At 66.9% G+C, this 18,223-nt stretch carries 20 protein-coding genes and 1 pseudogene; 7 read left to right on the top strand and 14 right to left on the bottom strand.

Annotation, left to right across the window (positions count from 1 at the left end; all coding sequences use genetic code 11):
- Nucleotides 1-412, top strand: a pseudogene (locus A5625_RS07560) (hypothetical protein); the annotation flags it as partial.
- Here A5625_RS07560 and regX read toward each other — a convergent pair.
- From regX to A5625_RS07530, 6 genes are all read right to left on the bottom strand, one after another.
- A complete protein-coding gene (gene regX / locus A5625_RS07555; RefSeq protein ID WP_066991009.1) occupies nt 409-1,092 on the bottom strand; it encodes a two-component sensory transduction protein RegX in 684 nt (227 codons plus the stop codon). The pseudogene A5625_RS07560 and the gene regX sit on opposite strands and share 4 nt — an antisense overlap.
- Nucleotides 1,093-1,141: 49 nt before the next feature.
- Nucleotides 1,142-2,371 (bottom strand): cell wall metabolism sensor histidine kinase WalK, encoded by a 1,230-nt coding sequence (locus tag A5625_RS07550; protein ID WP_156748026.1) that lies wholly within the window; start codon nt 2,369-2,371, stop codon nt 1,142-1,144.
- Nucleotides 2,372-2,524: 153 nt separating this feature from the next.
- Nucleotides 2,525-3,274 (bottom strand): phosphoglyceromutase, encoded by a 750-nt coding sequence (locus A5625_RS07545; protein ID WP_066991007.1) that lies wholly within the window; start codon nt 3,272-3,274, stop codon nt 2,525-2,527.
- A gap of 25 nt (nt 3,275-3,299) precedes the next feature.
- Nucleotides 3,300-3,827: a YbjN domain-containing protein gene (locus A5625_RS07540; protein ID WP_066991004.1), complete on the bottom strand. Its 528-nt coding sequence runs from the start codon at nt 3,825-3,827 to the stop codon at nt 3,300-3,302.
- Nucleotides 3,824-5,098: a D-inositol-3-phosphate glycosyltransferase gene (mshA, locus tag A5625_RS07535; protein WP_066991001.1), complete on the bottom strand. Its 1,275-nt coding sequence runs from the start codon at nt 5,096-5,098 to the stop codon at nt 3,824-3,826. Before mshA ends, A5625_RS07540 begins: the two co-directional genes overlap by 4 nt.
- Before the next feature lie 60 nt (nt 5,099-5,158).
- Complete coding sequence (locus tag A5625_RS07530) at nt 5,159-6,445, bottom strand: ROK family protein (protein ID WP_369829993.1); 1,287 nt, start codon at nt 6,443-6,445, stop codon at nt 5,159-5,161.
- Between the two features lie 226 nt (nt 6,446-6,671).
- Between A5625_RS07530 and A5625_RS07520 the strand changes: the two genes are divergently transcribed.
- The gene (locus tag A5625_RS07520; protein ID WP_066990996.1) at nt 6,672-7,421 is read left to right on the top strand and encodes an SDR family oxidoreductase; all 750 of its coding nucleotides are present in this window, start codon (nt 6,672-6,674) and stop codon (nt 7,419-7,421) included.
- Here A5625_RS07520 and A5625_RS07515 read toward each other — a convergent pair.
- Both A5625_RS07515 and A5625_RS07510 read right to left on the bottom strand, forming a co-directional pair.
- A complete protein-coding gene (locus A5625_RS07515; protein WP_066990993.1) occupies nt 7,405-8,733 on the bottom strand; it encodes an Ig-like domain-containing protein in 1,329 nt (442 codons plus the stop codon). The two genes, A5625_RS07520 and A5625_RS07515, sit on opposite strands and share 17 nt — an antisense overlap.
- A gap of 79 nt (nt 8,734-8,812) precedes the next feature.
- Nucleotides 8,813-9,922: a UDP-N-acetylmuramate dehydrogenase gene (locus tag A5625_RS07510; protein ID WP_066990990.1), complete on the bottom strand. Its 1,110-nt coding sequence runs from the start codon at nt 9,920-9,922 to the stop codon at nt 8,813-8,815.
- 26 nt (nt 9,923-9,948) lie between these two features.
- On the opposite strand from A5625_RS07510, the gene A5625_RS07505 reads away from it, so the two are divergent.
- The 3 genes from A5625_RS07505 to A5625_RS07495 all read left to right on the top strand — a co-directional run bounded on the left by A5625_RS07505 (nt 9,949) and on the right by A5625_RS07495 (nt 12,435).
- Nucleotides 9,949-10,461 carry a DUF2505 domain-containing protein gene (locus A5625_RS07505; RefSeq protein WP_066990987.1) on the top strand — a complete coding sequence of 171 codons (513 nt, stop codon included), beginning with the start codon at nt 9,949-9,951 and terminating at the stop codon, nt 10,459-10,461.
- Nucleotides 10,462-10,561: 100 nt separating this feature from the next.
- Nucleotides 10,562-11,395: a carbon-nitrogen hydrolase family protein gene (locus tag A5625_RS07500; protein WP_066990984.1), complete on the top strand. Its 834-nt coding sequence runs from the start codon at nt 10,562-10,564 to the stop codon at nt 11,393-11,395.
- A complete protein-coding gene (locus tag A5625_RS07495) occupies nt 11,392-12,435 on the top strand; it encodes a DUF2993 domain-containing protein (protein ID WP_066990981.1) in 1,044 nt (347 codons plus the stop codon). The genes A5625_RS07500 and A5625_RS07495 overlap by 4 nt, the downstream gene beginning before the upstream one ends.
- A 10-nt stretch (nt 12,436-12,445) precedes the next feature.
- On the opposite strand, the gene deoC is transcribed toward A5625_RS07495, so the two are convergent.
- From deoC to A5625_RS07465, 6 genes are all read right to left on the bottom strand, one after another.
- A complete protein-coding gene (deoC, locus tag A5625_RS07490; RefSeq protein ID WP_066990979.1) occupies nt 12,446-13,123 on the bottom strand; it encodes a deoxyribose-phosphate aldolase in 678 nt (225 codons plus the stop codon).
- Nucleotides 13,123-13,560: a DUF2599 domain-containing protein gene (locus tag A5625_RS07485; RefSeq protein WP_066990976.1), complete on the bottom strand. Its 438-nt coding sequence runs from the start codon at nt 13,558-13,560 to the stop codon at nt 13,123-13,125. Before A5625_RS07485 ends, deoC begins: the two co-directional genes overlap by 1 nt.
- 4 nt (nt 13,561-13,564) lie before the next feature.
- Nucleotides 13,565-13,852, bottom strand: a complete 288-nt coding sequence (locus tag A5625_RS07480) for a DUF2516 family protein (protein ID WP_066990974.1) — start codon at nt 13,850-13,852, stop codon at nt 13,565-13,567.
- A gap of 87 nt (nt 13,853-13,939) precedes the next feature.
- Nucleotides 13,940-14,545, bottom strand: a complete 606-nt coding sequence (gene hbhA, locus A5625_RS07475; RefSeq protein WP_066990971.1) for a heparin-binding hemagglutinin HbhA — start codon at nt 14,543-14,545, stop codon at nt 13,940-13,942.
- A gap of 276 nt (nt 14,546-14,821) precedes the next feature.
- A complete protein-coding gene (locus tag A5625_RS07470; protein WP_066990966.1) occupies nt 14,822-15,238 on the bottom strand; it encodes a helix-turn-helix domain-containing protein in 417 nt (138 codons plus the stop codon).
- Between the two features lie 93 nt (nt 15,239-15,331).
- A complete protein-coding gene (locus tag A5625_RS07465) occupies nt 15,332-16,705 on the bottom strand; it encodes a DUF445 domain-containing protein (protein ID WP_066990963.1) in 1,374 nt (457 codons plus the stop codon).
- Nucleotides 16,706-16,840: 135 nt separating this feature from the next.
- Between A5625_RS07465 and A5625_RS07460 the strand changes: the two genes are divergently transcribed.
- Both A5625_RS07460 and A5625_RS07455 read left to right on the top strand, forming a co-directional pair.
- Nucleotides 16,841-17,560: a TetR/AcrR family transcriptional regulator gene (locus A5625_RS07460; protein ID WP_066990960.1), complete on the top strand. Its 720-nt coding sequence runs from the start codon at nt 16,841-16,843 to the stop codon at nt 17,558-17,560.
- A 181-nt stretch (nt 17,561-17,741) separates the two neighbouring features.
- Nucleotides 17,742-18,223: class I SAM-dependent methyltransferase (locus A5625_RS07455; RefSeq protein WP_156748025.1), on the top strand; the 482-nt coding region annotated here is incomplete at its 3' end.

The raw sequence follows: 18,223 nt of genomic DNA, 5'->3' as shown, positions 1-18,223 counted from the left end.
GATCCACGCCGACCTCGGTGGCGGCGACGTCCTGGAGGTGGTCGCCGCCGTGTCACACAAGCCGGGCCTGCGCAGGCTCGCGCCGCTGGCGTTCGTGCGCTTTCGCCTCGACGGAAGGGATTGGCCCGCAAGCACTTTGCCGTCGCTGTGGATGCGGACAAGGCTCAGCCCGCGGCACTGGCAGCTAGCGGGTCGCATCAGCGGTCGCCGCGTGCTCATCCGGGTCGAGCAGCCGCCGGACCGATGCGTGAGTCTGGGCTACACCGATCCCGACGGCGGCACCGCGGTGTGCACCAACACTGAACATGCGGAGATCCACATCGAGATCGGTCGGCGGCGCTGGACGGTGCTCGCACACGCCGAGGTGGGCCTGCGCGGGGCCGAGGCGCCCGAGATCAACGAGAGAATCTAGCCTTCCAGCTTGTAGCCCAGTCCGCGCACCGTCACCAGGTGCACCGGATTGGCCGGGTCGGCTTCGATCTTGGACCGCAAGCGCTTGACGTGGACGTCGAGCGTCTTGGTGTCGCCGACGTAGTCAGCACCCCATACCCGATCGATCAACTGTCCCCGGGTCAGCACCCGGCCGCTGTTGCGCATCAGATATTCGAGTAGGTCGAATTCCTTGAGCGGCAGAGTAATCGTGTCGCCATTCACCGAAACGACGTGGCGTTCGACGTCCATCCGCACCGGGCCGGACTCGAGCACACCATCGCTGATCTCGGAATCGTCGTCGCCGCCGCGGCGCAACACCGCCCGGATCCGCGCGATCAATTCACGCGCCGAATACGGCTTGGTCACATAGTCATCGGCGCCCAGCTCGAGCCCCACAACCTTGTCGATCTCGCTGTCGCGGGCGGTCACCATGATCACCGGCACGCTGGAACGCGCACGCAGTTGCTTGCACACGTCAGTGCCGGAAATTCCGGGCAGCATCAAGTCGAGCAGAACGATGTCGGCGCCGCCGCGGTCAAACTCGGCGAGCGCGGCCGACCCGTCGGTTACCACGGTGGCCTCGAAACCCTCCTTGCGGAGCAGGAACGCCAGCGGGTCGGCCAGCGACTCCTCATCCTCCACAATCAGCACACTGGTCATCGGCGCGAGTCCTCCTCATTGCTGCGCTCTGCATGGTCATACGCGCGGGTCATCGACTTAGTTCTTCCTCTCGTTGTGACCGGTTGGGCCGCGCTTCACGACCCTGCGGTTGCTCGGATTCGCCGTCATCTCGATGAGACGCCACGGCCGCCGGAATGGAAAGAGTGAATGTCGATCCGGTGCCAGGTTTGCTCCACACTCCGATGCTGCCGTTGTGGTTGGCCGCCACGTGTTTGACGATAGCGAGCCCCAGCCCGCTGCCACCGGTGGCGCGCGAACGGGCCTTGTCCCCCCGGAAGAACCGCTCGAAAACCCGCTCCTGGTCTTCCAGGGCGATCCCGATGCCGCGGTCGGTGACCGCGATCTCGATGTTCTCGCCGCGGCGGCGGCGGCTGATCGACACCGGCGAACCCGGCGGCGAATAAGCGATGGCGTTGGACACCAGGTTGGCCAACGCGGTGACCAACAGCGTTTCGTCGCCCAGTACCCGCAAACCGCTGGGCGCGTCAGTGCGGACCTCGATATCGGTGTTGTCGGCTGCCACCTTGTGACGCGAAATCGCTTCGTTCACAACCTTATCGACGTCAACCTCGATGACGTTGGGCAGCCGTTCAGCACCCTGCAGTCGCGACAGCTCGATCAACTCGGCAACCATGTCCCCCAGCCGGTTGGCTTCGACGAGCACCTTCTCGGCAAAGCGCCGCACGGTTTCGGAGTCGTCGGACGACGCCAGCAGCGCCTCGGCGAGCAGCGCCATGGCGCCCACCGGGGTCTTGAGCTCATGGCTGACGTTGGCCACAAAGTCGCGCCTGGTCGCTTCCATCCGCGCGTAGTCGGACTGATCGTGGGCGAAGACCACGGCAAAGCGGCGGTCTTCTTCGCTGAGCAACCGGGCCTGCCCGTGCACCGAGAGCCCGGAGCGACCACCCGACCGTTTCACCGGCTGCAGGTCGAATTCGACGTCGATCCCGGTCAGCGCCTGCTGCGCCGCCTCCCAGGCCTGGTCATCGAGCTGGCGGTCGCGCACCAGGCCCAACTCCTTGGCCCGGTCATTGAGGTAGACGACGTCGCGATGGGCGTCCACCACCGCCGCGCCCAGCGGCATCAGCGCCACGATGCGTTGCAGCATCTGCGCGACGGTGATCCCGGTCCATTCGGTGCCGACCCGTTGGCGACGATGCACTGCCTTTGGTGACAGCCGGACCCCGACCGCTACGCCTGCGGCCAACGCCAGCACGGCTAAAACCCCGGCCAGCAACAGCGCCGAGAACACAGTCACATAGCAAATCCTACAAATCTTCCTGAACGCTGCCCTAGCGGAACGAGGCCAAAATCGGACAAGTCACACCATGCGCAACAGGTGTTCCGCTCCCGTTCACGTGATGTTTGGCTAAATGGCCTTTGCCGCCGAAAAGGGCCGGCCGCACCAAACTCAGCCACGGCCCTGGCTGGCAACCGCGGCGGCCCCGGCGGCGGCCGCCTCCGGGTCCAGATAGGTGCCCCCGGACACCACGGGCCGCAGGTCAGCGTCCAGGTCGTAGCGCAGCGGGATGCCGGTCGGGATGTTCAATCCGGCGATCTCGTCGTCGGACACCCGATCGAGGTGCTTGACCAGGGCACGCAGCGAATTGCCGTGCGCCACGATCAGCACCGTCTTGCCGCTGCGCAGGTCCGGAACGATGACGTCGGTGAAATACGGCAGGAAACGTACGACGACGTCGGCGAGGCACTCGGTGAGCGGGCCGCCGCCGATGTCGGCGTACCGCGGGTCGGTGTCCTGGCTGTACGTGCTGCCCTTCTCGATGGGCGGGGGCGGCGTGTCGTAGCTGCGCCGCCAGGCCATGAACTGCTCTTCGCCGTAGCGCGCCTTGGTCTCAGCCTTGTCCAGGCCCTGCAGCGCGCCGTAGTGGCGTTCGTTGAGCCGCCAGGTACGCCGCACCGGAATCCACAACCGGTCGGCGGCGTCCAGCGTCAGATGGGCGGTGGAGATGGCCCGGCGCAGCAACGAGGTGTAGACGATGTCGGGCAACAGGTCGTTCTCGGTCAGCAGCTCGCCGCTGCGTACGGCTTCGGTCCGGCCCTTCTCGGTGAGGCCCACGTCGACCCAGCCCGTGAAGAGGTTCAGCGAGTTCCATTCGCTTTCGCCGTGGCGAAGCAGCACCAGCGTGGCGGTATCACCCATGCCGGTTAGTCTCTCACGCACTCATTCAGCGGTCGTCATCGTCATCGTCGTCATCATCGATCAAGTGAGCGAACGCCTCCAGGTTCTTCAGCGACTCACCGCGCGACACCCGCCACTCCCACTCTTTCTGGATAGACGAGCGAAAACCCAACTCCAGCAACGTGTTGAAGTCCGAATCCACCGCTTCGAGCACCTGCCCGAGCACTCGGTCGAGTTCGTCGGCGTCCACCGAGGCCAGCGACATGCGGCCGACTAGATAGATGTCCCCGACGTTGTCGAGTGTGTAGGCCACGCCGTAGAGGCGGCGGTTGCGCTTGAGCAAGAAGCGGTAGACGCCTTCGTGGTTCTCATCGGGCTTGCGGCACACGAACGCCTCCACGCGCACCGAATGCTCGCCGACGCTCAAGATGGTGTTGGTCTTGAGCTTGCGCTCGCCGGGTAGTTCCACCACCAGACCTGACGGACCGCCGTGTGCCCCAGCATGTTTCGAGTAGTTCAGGCCGCTGTCCTGCAGCGCGTCCTCGATCACCTGCTCAACGGTTGAGGCGCTCATGCGCCCACCCCACGACGTTCGGCGGTGTATTCGCGGATCGCCCGACGGTAGCTGGCCAACAGCGCGTCGGTGGTGTGATCCCAGGAGAACGTGGCCGCATGTGCGGCGGCGGCGCGTCCCATCGCCTCGGCTTGCGCCGCGGGCGAGCGCAACAACCGGCCCAGCGCATCGGCCCAATGATCGACGTCGTGCCCGGCCACCAGCGTGCCGGTGACCCCGTCCCGCACGGCCACCGGCAGGCCGCCCACCGCGGCCGCCACCACCGGGGTCCCGCACGCCTGCGCCTCGAGCGCCACCAGCCCGAACGACTCCGAATAGCTGGGCACCGCAACAAGATTCGTCGCCTGGAACAAGGTGGCCAGGTTCGGGCGGGACTGCGGGGGCAGGAAGGTCACGCGTTCGGTGATACCCAGCTGGTCGGCCAGCCGGACCAATCCGTCCGGGGAGGCCAAGCCGCTACCCGACGGCCCGCCGGCCACCACGATGCGCACCCCGGGCAGCTTCGCGGCCGCGCGCAACACGATGTCGGGTGCCTTCAGCGGCTGGATGCGACCGACGAACGCCACGATGTCCTCGTCGAGCGGCAGGCCCAGTGCGGCCCGCGCGGCTCGGCGGTCGCCGGGGCGAAACACGTCGAGATCCACTCCGGGGTGAACGACGTCGATCCTGGCCGGGTCCGCATGATGAATCGAGATCAGTTGCCTGGCTTCGTCGTCGGTGTTGACGATCAACCGGTCCGCCTCGTCGACCACCTGCTGCTCGCCTACCGTGCGCAACGGCGGTTCGGGCGAGTCCCCCTCGGCGAGCGCCGCGTTCTTCACCGCGGCAAGGGTGTGGGCGGTGTGCACCAGCGGCACCGCCCAGCGATCGCGGGCCAGCCAGCCGACCTGTCCGGAAAGCCAATAGTGCGAGTGCACGATGTCGTAGTAGCCCGGCTCGTGCGACGCCTCAGCGCGCAACACCCCGGCCGCGAACGCGCACAGCTGGGTGGGCAGGTCGTATTTGTCCAGACCCTCGAACGGGCCCGCCACCACGTTGCGGACCAGCACCCCGGGCACCACTCGCTCGACTGGCGGATCGGCGGACGCGGTCGCCCTGGTGAAGATCTCCACCTCGATGCCGCGGCGCGCCAGGTGCAACGCGGTCTGCAGCACGTAGACGTTCATGCCGCCCGCATCGCCGGTGCCGGGCTGGGCCAGTGGTGAGGTGTGGACCGCCAACACTGCGACCCGGCGCGGTTCATTCAGCCGGAAAACGTGATCGTGCCGCACTCTGTCATCTTTACAGGATCGACCGCCGGCCAGCCCAAGCGCGCTGGACAGACAGTCGCGTCAGGCGGTCGACTCGTCGCGAGCCGCGTCACGCAGCCGGGCATCCAGCGCCCCGGCACGCCGCATCGCACCCAGCGGGTCGGCATACAAGCCGGACAGCGATACCGTCCCCGCGCCGGCCTCCTGCACCCGGTTGCCGAAGGCGGTAAGCCGGATGTCACGGGGTCCCAGCACCGAGCGTGCGGCGAACGCCGACTCCACCTGCTGCATCCCCTCGGGATACTCGGTGAAGGCCTGGCCGCCGACCACCAGTTCGTCGGGATTGAGCATGTCGCGCAGCAACGCGACCGCTTCACCAAGCACGCGGCCCCGCTCGGCCAGCAGGTCCTTGGCCGGCTGGTTGCCGGCCCGGGCCATCCGCAACAGGTCGGAGATACCGGTCGCGGATCCGGTGGCGCGGTTCGCCGGGGCAAACGGCAGGATTCGCTGCTCACGGGCGACGGCCACCACAGCTTCGTCGCTGACGGTGGATTCCAGCTGGCCGGTGCCGCCGAGCAATTCGGAGTTGGCCGGCAGGGTTGCGATGGTGCCCGGACCGCTGGCCGGGACGTGCACCCGGCCGCCGATCACCAGCGCGTAGCCCACCGTTTCGCGGGCGTAGACGTACAGGCTGGTCGGCGAGCTGGGCAGGAATCGCCGCATGCCCAGCAGCAGTTCGGCGCCGGCCATGGCGTCGACGTGCGAAGCCACCGATACCGGCAGGCCCAGCGCATCGGCCAGCACCTGGCCGACCGGCGCCTGCCGCCAGCCCAGCCGCGGGTGATCGACCTGGCCGGTGGCGCTGTCGACGGTGCCGCCGATGGCGACCCCGACCCACAGCGGCCGCCGACGATGCCAACGCCGCAGGTACCGGCGGGCGCTGTCGGCCAGCGACGCCAGGGCGGGCCCCGCAGGGTTGCGCGGGGTCGGGGTTTCCACTGTGTCGAGGGTGCGGCCGAACAGGTCGGTGGCCACGATGCTGGTGGTGCGCGCACCGATGTGAATGCCCAGCGTCACGAACGGCTCGTGGTTGACCTCCACCGGCACGCGTGGCCGGCCGATGGCCCCGGAGACGGCGAGGTCGGCGCGCTCACGGAGCAGACCCGCTTCCAGTAACGCGATGACCTGGCGGTTGACCGTAGCGATGCTCAGCGAGGTGACGCCGGCGATGACGTCACGGCCGACCGGGCCACGTAGCCGGACGGCCCGGAAGACGGAGGCCGCCGCCGAGTCGGGAATGTGCAGCGCCGGCGGCACGATCTGCCGGCGCAGCGAGCGGTGGCCTTTTTGACCAGGCAAGTGCCCCACGGCACGGGTGGTCGAATGATGGGGATGGGTGAGGGTATTGGTGCGCACGAGCGTCCTTATGTCCGAATTTTGCTGGCCGTCTTGGCCACACCTGGCTGGGGTCAGGAGCGGCAAAGTGCGCAGCAACAACACGCACCCGCCGCGCAAAGACACGCGGTGGTCGTGGTGTTGGACAGGGCGCTAAGGAGCACACGCAAAATCTAGCACGTTCGTTAAGGTTGTTTCGATGGTTAAAACTGGCAGGAATAAACGGGTCGCGGTGATCACCGGGGCCAGCTCGGGAATCGGCGCAGCAACCGCCCGAACGCTGGCTGCGCAGGGCTTTCACGTCGTGGCGGTGGCACGCCGGGCGGACCGGATTGAGGCGCTGGCCAATGAAATAGGCGGTACCGCGATTGTGGCCGATGTCACAGATGAGGCGGCGATCGAAACATTGGCGAGCAAAGTGGACCGGGTCGATGTGCTGGTCAACAACGCCGGTGGCGCCCGGGGCCTGGCACCGGTCGCCGATGCCGATCTCGAGCACTGGCGGTGGATGTGGGAGACCAACGTGATCGGCACCCTGCGGGTCACCCGCGCGTTGTTGCCCAAGCTGATCGACTCCGGCGACGGGCTGATCGTCACGATCACTTCCGTTGCGGCGCTTGAGGTTTACGACGGCGGCGCAGGATACACGGGGGCCAAGCACGCTCAGGGAGCGCTGCACCGCACGTTGCGCGGCGAGCTATTGGGCAAGCCGGTGCGGCTGACCGAGATAGCGCCGGGCGCGGTCGAAACGGAGTTCTCGTTGGTCCGCTTCGACGGCGATGAGCAACGCGCGGGGGCCGTCTACACCGGCATCACCCCGTTGGTGGCCGACGACGTGGCCGAGGTGATCGGGTTTGTCGCCTCGCGCCCGTCGCACGTCAACCTGGACCTGATCGTGATGAAGCCGCGCGATCAGGCGACGACCTCCCGGTTTAACCGCCAGGGGTAGCCGGGCCGGTGCTGCCCGGCGTCGTCGACGTGGTCGGAGTGCCCGACAGGGTCGGGGCGTTGGACGGCGTGACCGGCGCGGTCACCGGGATTTGCGTTGACGGCGGGCGCGCGGTCGGTGGCGGCAGCGCGGACATGGCGACCCAGGTGTCCCAGTCCACGGCCCAGTCCCAGAGGTCGCCGTCGGAGTAGGACAGCTGGATCGAGCTTCCGGTCACCTCGACCGGGTCGCCGTACATCGCCGACTGGTAGTACTGCTCGGCATCGGCGGTCGACAGATTGATGCAGCCGTTGGTGACGTTGGTGTTGCCCTGCGCGCCGGAACTGGCCGGGTTGGCGTGGATGAACTCGCCGTTGTTGGAGATCCGGACCGCCCAGCGCTCGTGGATGTGGCTGTAGCCGGCGGCCGGGTTGGACATGTAGAAGTCGGAGTACTTCTCGCTGACCACGTGGATGCCGTTGCGGGTGACGTTGCGTGCCTTGTCGGCCTCGCCGTAGCTACACGGGAAATCCATCACGACGCCCTCGTCGCGGATCACCTGGATGCGGTGCGACGAGACCTCGGCCTTCACCACCTGCCGGCGACCGATCTGGATGTTCAGCGAGATGTCCTCGGCGCCGTAGGCGCTGTCGCCGAACGGCAGGCCGTAGAGCTTGGCGTCGACGTTGACGGTGGTGCCCGCCGGGTAGTACTCGCGAGTGCGCCAGTGCGCGCGGGCGCCCTGCGCCTCGTCGGGCAGCCACGCCCAACTGCCCTCGACGGGCGGATTCGTGGTGACTGTGAGCGCCTTTTCCACGGCGGCCTTGTCGCTGATCGGCGCGTCGAACTGGATGATGATCGGCGCTGCGACCCCGACGGTCTGACCGTCGGCCAGCTGGAATGACCCGCCGATCTTCTTGGTGGGAGACACCGTGGTGAACTTGCCCGCGACCGGGACCGCCTTGCCGTCGTGTCCGACGGCAGAGCCGCTCCATGTGTAGGTCTGGTCGTAGCCCAGCGGCTCGGAGGTGGTGTAGATGGTGCGGTCTTGATTGAAGGCGCCCGCGACGGCCTTGCCCGACGAATTCGACAACGTGACGTGCTGGAGCCAGCCGTCGCTCACCTCGACGCTGACCGGGACGATCGGCACCACGTTCGCGGTCGCGTTGGCGGGCTGGTACTTGAGCTGCGGCGCCGGCTGCTCTTTCTTCTCGGCTTGCTTCGCGGTGGTGCCGCCGCAGGCGGCCAGCACATTGGGAACGAGCACACCCAGCCCGAGGGTCGCCAAGGCCGCACGCCGATTGAACGGCCGCGGGGGGGTGGACGGGTTCACGAAAATTAAAGATACCGGGGAAAACCGACCAACCCGGCCACGACAAAACGGCGCCGCACGCGCGCCGGCGATTTTACGGCTACAGCCTGCAGCCCAGCAGCACGGGCTCGGGGACCAGTGTGATGCCAAACACAGCCCGGACGCCGTCGCGGATGGTGCGGGCCAGCGTAATCACGTCTTCGGACCCGGCGCCACCACGGTTGGTCAGCGCCAACGCATGCTTGGTGGACAACCGGCAGGGCTGTTCGCGGCCGTCCGCGCCCGGCTCCGGGTAGCCCTTGCCGAAGCCGGCCCGCTCCACCAGCCAGCCCGCGGCCAACTTCACCCCGCCCGGCGCCGGGTAATTCGGGACCGGCCCGTCGCCGGCGGCGGCCAGCCGCTGGTAGACGTCCGCGCTGACCACCGGGTTGGTGAAGAACGAACCCACGCTCCAGGTGTCGTGATCGGCCGGGTCGAGCACCATGCCTTTGCGCGTCCGCAGGGCCAGCACCGCGTCGCGGACCGCTTGCGGCTCGACGCGCTCGCCGCTGCCCACGTTCAAGACGGCGGTCAGCTCGCCGTAGCGCAACGGCGCGCTGCGTCCCGATGCGTCCAGCGCGAACTCCACTTCCAGTACCACAGAAGGGGTTTCGGGCCCAGCCTGCTTGAAGACGCTGGTGCGATAGCCGAAGCCCAGTTGGTGGCCCGGCAGCCAGCGCACCTCGCCGCTGGCGCGATCCAGCACCCGGACCCGGGTGATGGTGTCGGAGACTTCGGTGCCGTAGGCGCCGACGTTCTGCACCGGGGTGGCCCCGGCCGACCCGGGGATGCCGGACAGGCATTCCAGCCCGCCGAGGCCGTGCTCGATGGCGGTAACCACGACGTCATCCCACACCGCGCCCGCCTGGGCGCGGAGCAGGTTGCCCTCGACGGTGATGCCATCGTTGGCCAGCCGCACCGCGGTCAGGTCGGTCAGGTCGTCGGAGATCACCAGGTTGGAGCCGCCGGCGAAGATCAGCACCGGATCGCGTTGCCCGCCATCTGTTTCGCCGTCCAACCGGCGCAGGGTGGCGATGACCTGTTCGGTGGTGGTGCAGGTGATCAGGCGGCGCGCGGTCGGTCCGACCCGCAGCGTGGTCAGGGGCGCCAGTGGCGCTGCGTCGGCCACCGGCGCACCGGCGAACTCCGAACCGGCACCGCTGGATTTCATGGCCCGTAACGGTAGCCTGACCTGCTATGCCGCGTTCATTCGACTTGTCGGCCGATTACGACGGCAGTGTTGACGAAGTTCACCGGGCCTTCACGGATGCTGAGTACTGGCGGGCCAGGCTGGCCGGATCCGGCGTCGACGTCGCCACGCTGGAGTCGATGCGGGTCGGTGACGAAGACACCGTCGAGGTCGTCACGCTGCAGGTGATCCGCAGCGACAAGCTTCCGGGGATGGTCACCCAATTGCACGCCGGTGACCTGTGCATCCGGCGCGAGGAGCGGTGGGGGCCGGTCAGCGACGGCGCCGCGTCGGCGTCGGTGGAGGGTTCGATCCTGGACGCGCCGGTGAGCCTGGTCGGCACCGCCGTCCTGGAGCCGATCGAAGAGACCGGTGGCACCCGGCTGACGTTTCGCGCCACCGTCCAGGTGCGCGTCCCGATCATCGGCGGCAAGTTGGAGAACATCATCGGCGCCCGGCTGGCCGAACTGATCGCCGCCGAACAGCGCTTCACCACAGAGTGGATCGCCAAAACGGCCTGAGGCTCAGGAGCGCATCGTCGCCGGGCCTAGGCTGGATCGCCCGACTCCTCCTCGCGCCGCCGCGGCGGCGCGCATCGTCGCCGGGCCTAAGCTGGCGCTCATGCGAATCGCCCTGGCGCAGATCCTCAGCGGTACCGACCCGGCAGCAAACCTGCAGCTGGTGCGCGAATACAGCCGTCAGGCCGCCGACGCGGGCGCGAAGCTGGTGGTGTTCCCGGAGGCGACGATGTGCCGGTTCGGGGTGCCGCTGGGGCCGGTCGCCGAGCCCGTTGACGGGCCCTGGGCCGACGGGGTGCGCCGCATCGCGGCGGACTCCGGCACCGCCGTGGTCGCCGGCATGTTCACCCCGGCCGGTGACGGGCGGGTGAAAAACACCCTGATCGCGGCCGGTCTGGACGACCCGGGCCAGCCGGTCGCCCACTACGACAAGATCCACCTGTACGACGCCTTCGGCTTCACCGAATCGCGCACCGTCGCGCCCGGACACGACCCGGTGGTGATCACCGTCGACGGTGTTCGGGTCGGGTTAACGGTGTGCTACGACATCCGTTTCCCGGCCCTCTACACCGAACTGGCCCGCCGCGGCGCCCAGGTGATCGCCGTCTGCGCGTCCTGGGGAGCCGGACCCGGCAAACTCGACCAGTGGACGCTGCTGGCCCGCGCCCGCGCACTCGATTCGATGAGCTACGTCGCGGCGGCAGGTCAGGCCGACCCCGGGGATGCCCTCGGACCGGCGTCGGGTGCACCGACGGGAGTCGGGGGCAGCCTGGTGGTCTCGCCACTGGGCGAAGTCGTCGCGTCGGCGGGTGCGCAACCGCAGTTGGTGGTGGCCGACATCGAGGTCGAGCGGGTCGCTGCGGCCCGCAAGAGCATCGCAGTCCTTAGCAACCACTCGGACTTTGCTCAGGTTGATAGGGCAGAATCGGTCGGGTGACGAACCCACAAGGACCACCGAACCCGGACCCGTCGAAGTGGGCCCGTCCCTCTAACCAGGGACCTTTCGGCCAGCCGCCCACCGAGCGGCCGACCGAGCGGATCAGCACCGGCGGCCCGGGCCACGTACCGCCGCCACCGCCCGCTCCCGGTCCCCCGCCGGGTCAGACCGAGCGATTCGGGACGCCGCAGCCGAACATGCAACAGCGCGGCTACCCGCCTCCTCCGACCCCGCCCGCCGGGCCGACCGAGCGGCTGGCCGCGCAACCCGGCGACGACGGGACACCGGTCAAAAAGAAGCGTCGCTTCATGCGCGACCCGGTCTCGATCGTGTTGATCTTCGTCATCGTGTTAGCGCTGATCATCGCGGGATTGATCGGGGCCGAGCTGTATGTGCGCCACGTGGCGAACAGCAAGGTCGCCGAGGCGGTGGCGTGCGAGGTCAAGGACCAGGCCACCGCGTCCTTCGGCGTGACCCCGCTGATGCTGTGGCAGCAGGCGACCAAGCACTACAAGAACATCTCGGTGGAGACGGCCGGCAACAACATCCGCGACGCCAAGGGCATGAAGCTCTCGATCAACATCAACGACGTCCGGCTCAAGGACACCGGCAACTCCAAGGGCACCGTCGGCGCACTGGACGCCACCATCAGCTGGACCAGCGACGGCATCAAGCAGTCGGTGCAGAACGCGATCCCGGTTCTGGGTCCGTTCGTCACCAACACCGTGACGACCCATCCGGCCGACGGCACCATCGAGCTCAAGGGCATGTTGGACAACATCACCGCCAAGCCGGTGGTGTCGGGCACCGGGTTGCAACTGCAGATCGTCAGTTTCAACGCGCTCGGTTTCACCATGCCCAAGGAGTCGGTGCAGTCGACGCTGGACGAGTTCACCTCGAACCTGACCAAGAATTACCCGCTGGGTATCCACGCCGACAGCGTCCAGGTCACGGATAAGGGTGTGACGAGCCACTTTTCGACGCGTAACGCCAGTATCCCGACCGGCAACAACAACGACCCCTGCTTCGCCAACCTCTGACGGCAAGCGACTAGTTGAGGCCGTCGAGCACCGCTCGGGTGCCCGACAGTCCCAGCCGGGTGGCGCCGGCGTCCAGCATCGCCAGCGCGTCAGCGGCGGTGCGGATGCCGCCGCTGGCCTTCACACCGAGGCGCCCACCTACGGTCTCGGCCATCAGCGTGACTGCGCGCACGGATGCACCGCCGGCGGGATGAAACCCGGTTGACGTTTTGACGAAGTCGGCGCCGGCGTCCTCGGCGGCGCGGCATACCTGTGCCAGCGTCTGCTCGTCCGCCAACGCCAACAGCGCCGCCGACTCCACGATCACCTTGAGCACCGCTCCGCCGATCGCGCCCCGCACGGCCTGGACGTCGCGGCGCACCGCGTCGATCTCACCGGCCAGGGCCGCCCCGATATCGATGACCATGTCGATCTCGCCGGCACCGGCCGCGACGGCCAGGGCGGCCTCGTGCGCCTTGACCGCCGAAAGGTGCTTGCCCGACGGGAAACCCGCCACGCTGGCCACCCGTACGCCGGCGCCGGCCTGCACCGCGACGGGGACCATCGAGGGCGACACGCATACCGCGTAGACGCCCAGTTCGGCCGCTTCGGCCACCAGGGCGGCCACGTCGGCGTTGGTTGCTTCGGGCTTGAGCAGTGTGTGGTCGACGAACGCCGCCAATTGCGCCCGGCCGGGTTGGGTTGCCATTAGAAGGATTCTTCCGGACCGCCGGGATTGCAGCCGGAGGCCACCATTTCGGCGTCGTCGACGACCGGTCGCCACGGCTCCAGGTTCCAGCTGACCTTGCCGGGCTGGCCGAGTTCGGCGAACTGCCAATGGCAGACGAACTGTGCGCGCATACCGGGGGTGTCGGCGTCCGGGGACAGGGCGAGCACTTCGGCCCAGGCCTCGTCGCCCAGAGTGGCGTCGGGGGTTCTGGAGGCGACCCGGCCGGCCGGTGTCGGGAAGACCCGAAGGCTACCGCGGCCCTGCCACTGCGCCCACTGGGTGTGGTCGATGTACGGCGGGGACGGGACCGACGGGTTCGCGGCCCCGCCGCCGGGGTCGGGCGCGGCGACGGCGTGCGGAACTTCGCAGCACAGAACGACGAACACCGCGATCGGCGCCGTCAGCCAAGCCTTCATTCCACTAGCGCGACTTACCTTGTATCTCAAGCAGTTTGGGCCGCACATCGACCAGATACACACCGGCGGCACAGGCCGCTATCGCCATACCGAGCACGCCGAAAACAAACCCCAAGATGGATGTCAGGGCGACGGCTCCTCCCAGGATCAGCAACCACACCGGCTTCGTCAGCTTGTCGGCGGCGGTATAGGCATCGGGTCGTTGCAGCGCCGCATGCACGAAGGCGTATATCGCCGTAACCAGGACGGCGATCTGCAAAACCAGCAAGACGGTTCCCACGAGGTGGCTCACGCCTCAAGCGTATGCGGGCACCGTCCAAAACGTCGACTCCGAGTCACCCGGAGGCGACTCGGAGCCGAACGTCGTAGGCGTGCCCGACTACTTTTGGGTGACCTTCTTGGCCGCCGCCTTCTTGGCCGGGGCCTTCTTGGCCGGAGCCTTCTTGGCGGGGGCCTTCTTGGCCGGAGCCTTCTGGGCCTTCTTGGCGGGCGCTTCGCTCTTGCCGGGCAGCTCGATGCCGACCAACTTGGCGGCGCGCTCACCGACCGCGCGGGTCTGCGATGCGACGGTGCCCAGGGCTTCCTGGGTCAGCTCGACGGCCTGGTCGACGTAGCCCTCGGCGCGCGCGGAGGCGTCCTCGAAGCCGGTCTGGTTACGCAGCCGCTGCAGGGCCACCTCGCCGCGCTCGACCAGCTCGTTGTACCGGCTGGTGGCTGCCTCCAGGTAACCCTCGGCGGCCCTACGCAGCTCGTCGGCGGTGAATTTGTCGCGCAGCTCGGTGAACTGCTCGGGCAGGTCCTCCTGCAGCTTGGTCAGCCGAGCACGGCGCTCTTCCACCCGGGTGCGGGTTTCGGCGCGGGTCTCCTCGGCGCGCTCGCGCAGGCCGGCGATCAGGTCGTTGACGGTGGCCAGGGCCAGGTCGGCCGCGCCCAGGGCCGCGAGCAGCGGTGCCCGCAAGTCGTCGATGTTGGTGTTTTCCGCCATGGTTCTTCCTTTCATGGTGTTTTCGCTATCGGTTTTATTTCGTGCTATCAGCTCTCTGGTCGAGAAGTTAGGTGCAAACGTCTCCTTCGCAACTGGGGCCGCCAGAGCCGGGGCGTTGTGTCCAGCAATTCGGCTGGAACCGTAGATCCTGCCCATTGGGTAACCCCGACGGCCGGTCGTCTATACATCACCAACTCGCTACAGCGATGTGGAAGGCCCGCATTCCGACCCAAACCCCCAGCACAGATGGTTTCGGCGCCGGGTCGAACGGACTGATCACTCGCTGTCGGATTCGGTCGGACACTCCTCTTGGATCGATTCGTTTTGCTGCGCGAACGATGAATAGATATCGAGCAGAATTTGCTTTTGGCGCTCGGTGATCGCAGTGTCGGTGACGATCGCGTCCCGCACCTGACTTTTATCGCTGGGCTCGAGAATCCCGGCACGCACATAGAGAACCTCGGCGGACACCCGGAGGGCCTTCGCGATCTGGTTCAAGACGTCGGCGGAGGGTTTACGCAGTCCCCGCTCCACCTGGCTCAGATATGGATTGCTGACCCCGGACTTTTCGGCGAGCTGGCGCACCGACACCTGCGCGAGTTCACGCTGGCTACGGATGAAGCTGCCGATGTCCGAGGCCATGTCGGAGGCAGCGTTGGACACCTTGGCGGAGAGCTTCTCCTCGGGTGTCATGGCGTGCTCCCGGTCGGACGGCTGATCTTGACGGGCACCAGACTACTACAAGTGCTTGCTATTGCAAGCACTTGTTAGCACTGCTAGAAATCGCTAGACCAGCAGCTGCGCGACGGTATAGATCACCAGGCCGGCCAGCGAGCCGACCACCGTTCCGTTGATCCGGATAAATTGCAGGTCACGGCCGACGTGCAACTCGATCCGCCGACTGGCCTCCTCGGCATCCCAGCGTTCGATCGTGTCGGTGATGATCGCCGTGATCTCCACCCCATATTGGGACACCAGATGCTGGGCCGCCCGCACCAGCCAGTTGTCCACCTTGTCGCGCAGGTCGGCGTCGTCGCGCAGCGATTCCCCGATGCGGACCACGGTGTCCGCGATCCGGGTGCGCAGAGCGCTGGACGGGTCATCCACGCCCTCGAGGACCAGCCGCTTCAGCGTCCGCCACGCGGTCGCGGCGGCGTTGGCGATCTCGTCGCGCGCCATCAGCTGCTCCTTGATCGCGTCGGCGCGCGCGATGGTCTCCGGATCGTGTTGCAGGTCATCGGCGAAGTCGAACAGGAAGCGAGTGGCCGACCGGCGCAACTCGTGATCGGGGTTGCGCCGCACCTTGTCGGTGAAGTCCATCAGCTCGCGGTGGATGCGGTCGCCCACCAGATGGTCGACGAAGCGTGGCGACCAGGTCGGTGAGTCACGCTCCACGACCCGCTGGATGACCTCGCCGGCCCTCAGCGACCACTGAAATGCCCGGTCGGCCAGCAACTGAATGAGCGCCTCCTGCCGGTGCTCGGCCAGCAAGGTCGCCAGCACCCGCCCGACCGGTGGACCCCACTGCGGTTCGGCGATGCGACGCACGATCATCCGGTCGATCACCTGCTGGACGTCGTCGTCGCGCAGGAGTTCGACCAGTACCCGCAGCACCGTGGCCGTTTCGCTGGCCACCCGCTGGGCATGGGCGGCTTCCGACAGCCACTTACCGAGCCTGCCGGACACCTGGGCGTCGCGCAGCTTGGTTTCGACGACCTCCGGCGACAGGAAGTTCTCCCGCACGAACGTGCCCAAACCCTCGCCCAGCTGGTCTTTCTTGCGCTTGATGATCGCCGTGTGCGGGATGGGAATGCCCAGCGGATGCCGGAACAGCGCAGTGACCGCGAACCAGTCCGCCAGCGCGCCGACCATCCCTGCCTCGGCGGCGGCGCCGACATATCCCACCCAGGCGCCCAGGCTGGCATGCGCCTGGGCCCACCGGCAGCCGAGAAACACAACGGTGGCGCCGATGAGAAAACTCAGCGCCACCATCTTCATCCGGCGCAGCGCCACCCGCCGCTGCGCGTCGGCCTCGGGATCGGCGCCGGCAAAAGATTCGGCTAAAGACGCCCGGCCCGGCGTCGACGGCGTCGCCGAATCGGGCCTCGCTCCCGGCGGGCCCGACGCCTTGCCTCTCCCCGAGGCTCGATGTGACACCACTTCATCATCTATCTTTCCCGCGAATTGGTGTGACGACACTGTTCGCGACGTCTTAACCACGCCCGGCCGAGACCACGACCCGACCCCCTCACGCCGTAAGATCAAGGGCGTCTAGGGAATGGGAAATTGGCGACAGTGGCAGAGCAAATCACGGCTGTGAGCGTCAAAATGGACGGGCGCAAGCGGCGTTGGCATCAACACAAAGTAGAGCGTCGTAACGAGTTGGTCGATGGCACGATCGACGCGATTCGCCGACTGGGTGGCACGCTGAGCATGGATGAGATCGCCGCCGAGATCGGAGTCTCCAAAACCGTGCTGTACCGCTATTTCGTCGACAAGAACGACCTGACGACGGCTGTGATGATGCGGTTCACCCAGACCACCCTGATTCCCAATATGGCTGCGGCGCTCACCTCCAACCTCGACGGCTTCGACCTGACCCGCGAGGTCATCCGCGTGTACGTGGAAACCGTCGCGAACGAACCCGAGCCGTACCGGTTCGTGATGTCCAACAGCTCGGCCAGCAAGAGCAAGGTCATCGCCGACTCCGAGCGCATCATCGCGCGCATGCTCGCGGTGTTGATGCGCCGGCGCATGCAACACGCCGGAATGGACACCGGTGGTGTGGAACCGTGGGCGTATCTGATCGTCGGCGGCGTGCAGTTGGCCACCCACTCCTGGATGTCGTATCCGCGAATGAGTCGCGATGAGTTGATCGATTATCTGACCATGCTGAGCTGGAATGCCCTCAAAGGAATCGTCGAGGTCGGCGGATCGCTGGAGAAATTCCGCGGGGAACCCCATCCTTCGCCGATCGTGCCGCCCCGGGAGTTTCGGGACGGGTTCGGGTCGTGACACCGCGCGCTCTGCCGTATTTGGCGATTACAGGCATTTCATGTGAGGGTGGGACGCGCCTCCGGTAAAACGACTTGGCCCATCGCACGGGCTAGCATGCATGGGGAGTATCGGGGGATCAGCGGGGATGCCATGTGGCCGTATACCCCTGTTCCTCGCATATAGAAAGGCTCGTATCAAGATGTCAGTGCAGCTCACGCCGCATTTCGGAAATGTGCAAGCTCACTACGACTTGTCCGACGATTTCTTCCGTTTGTTCCTGGACCCGACTCAGACCTACAGCTGCGCCTACTTTGAGCGTGATGACATGACGCTCGAAGAGGCGCAGATGGCGAAGATCGATCTGGCGCTGGGAAAGCTGAAGCTCGAGCCCGGGATGACGTTGTTGGACATCGGTTGTGGCTGGGGCGCCACCATGCGGCGCGCCATCGAGAAATATGACGTCAACGTCATCGGGATTACGTTGAGCCGCAACCAATTTGAGTACAGCAAGAACAAGCTGGCCGGATTGTCGACCGATCGCAACATCGAGGTGCGACTGCAGGGCTGGGAAGAGTTCGAGGACAAGGTCGACCGGATCGTCACCATCGGCGCGTTCGAAGCTTTCAAATACGAGCGCTATCCGGCATTTTTTGAACGCTCCTACGACATCCTTCCCGATGA

Origin of the sequence: Mycobacterium sp. 1465703.0, assembly GCF_001672975.1 — a bacterium.
Lineage (GTDB): Bacteria > Actinomycetota > Actinomycetes > Mycobacteriales > Mycobacteriaceae > Mycobacterium.
Note: the sequence above shows the minus strand (reverse complement) of the source record. Positions and strands in the feature narration are given on the sequence as shown.

Excerpts from the sequence above, each read along its gene's own strand:
- A5625_RS07485 (WP_066990976.1), bottom strand. The coding sequence starts at position 13,560 with ATGAAGGCTTGGCTGACGGCGCCGATCGCGGTGTTCGTCGTTCTGTGC.
- A5625_RS07505 (WP_066990987.1), top strand. The coding sequence starts at position 9,949 with ATGCCGCGTTCATTCGACTTGTCGGCCGATTACGACGGCAGTGTTGAC.
- A5625_RS07540 (WP_066991004.1), bottom strand. The coding sequence starts at position 3,827 with ATGAGCGCCTCAACCGTTGAGCAGGTGATCGAGGACGCGCTGCAGGAC.
- A5625_RS07470 (WP_066990966.1), bottom strand. The coding sequence starts at position 15,238 with ATGACACCCGAGGAGAAGCTCTCCGCCAAGGTGTCCAACGCTGCCTCC.
- A5625_RS07520 (WP_066990996.1), top strand. The coding sequence starts at position 6,672 with ATGGTTAAAACTGGCAGGAATAAACGGGTCGCGGTGATCACCGGGGCC.
- hbhA (WP_066990971.1), bottom strand. The coding sequence starts at position 14,545 with ATGGCGGAAAACACCAACATCGACGACTTGCGGGCACCGCTGCTCGCG.
- A5625_RS07545 (WP_066991007.1), bottom strand. The coding sequence starts at position 3,274 with ATGGGTGATACCGCCACGCTGGTGCTGCTTCGCCACGGCGAAAGCGAA.
- A5625_RS07510 (WP_066990990.1), bottom strand. The coding sequence starts at position 9,922 with ATGAAATCCAGCGGTGCCGGTTCGGAGTTCGCCGGTGCGCCGGTGGCC.
- regX (WP_066991009.1), bottom strand. The coding sequence starts at position 1,092 with ATGACCAGTGTGCTGATTGTGGAGGATGAGGAGTCGCTGGCCGACCCG.
- A5625_RS07500 (WP_066990984.1), top strand. The coding sequence starts at position 10,562 with ATGCGAATCGCCCTGGCGCAGATCCTCAGCGGTACCGACCCGGCAGCA.
- deoC (WP_066990979.1), bottom strand. The coding sequence starts at position 13,123 with ATGGCAACCCAACCCGGCCGGGCGCAATTGGCGGCGTTCGTCGACCAC.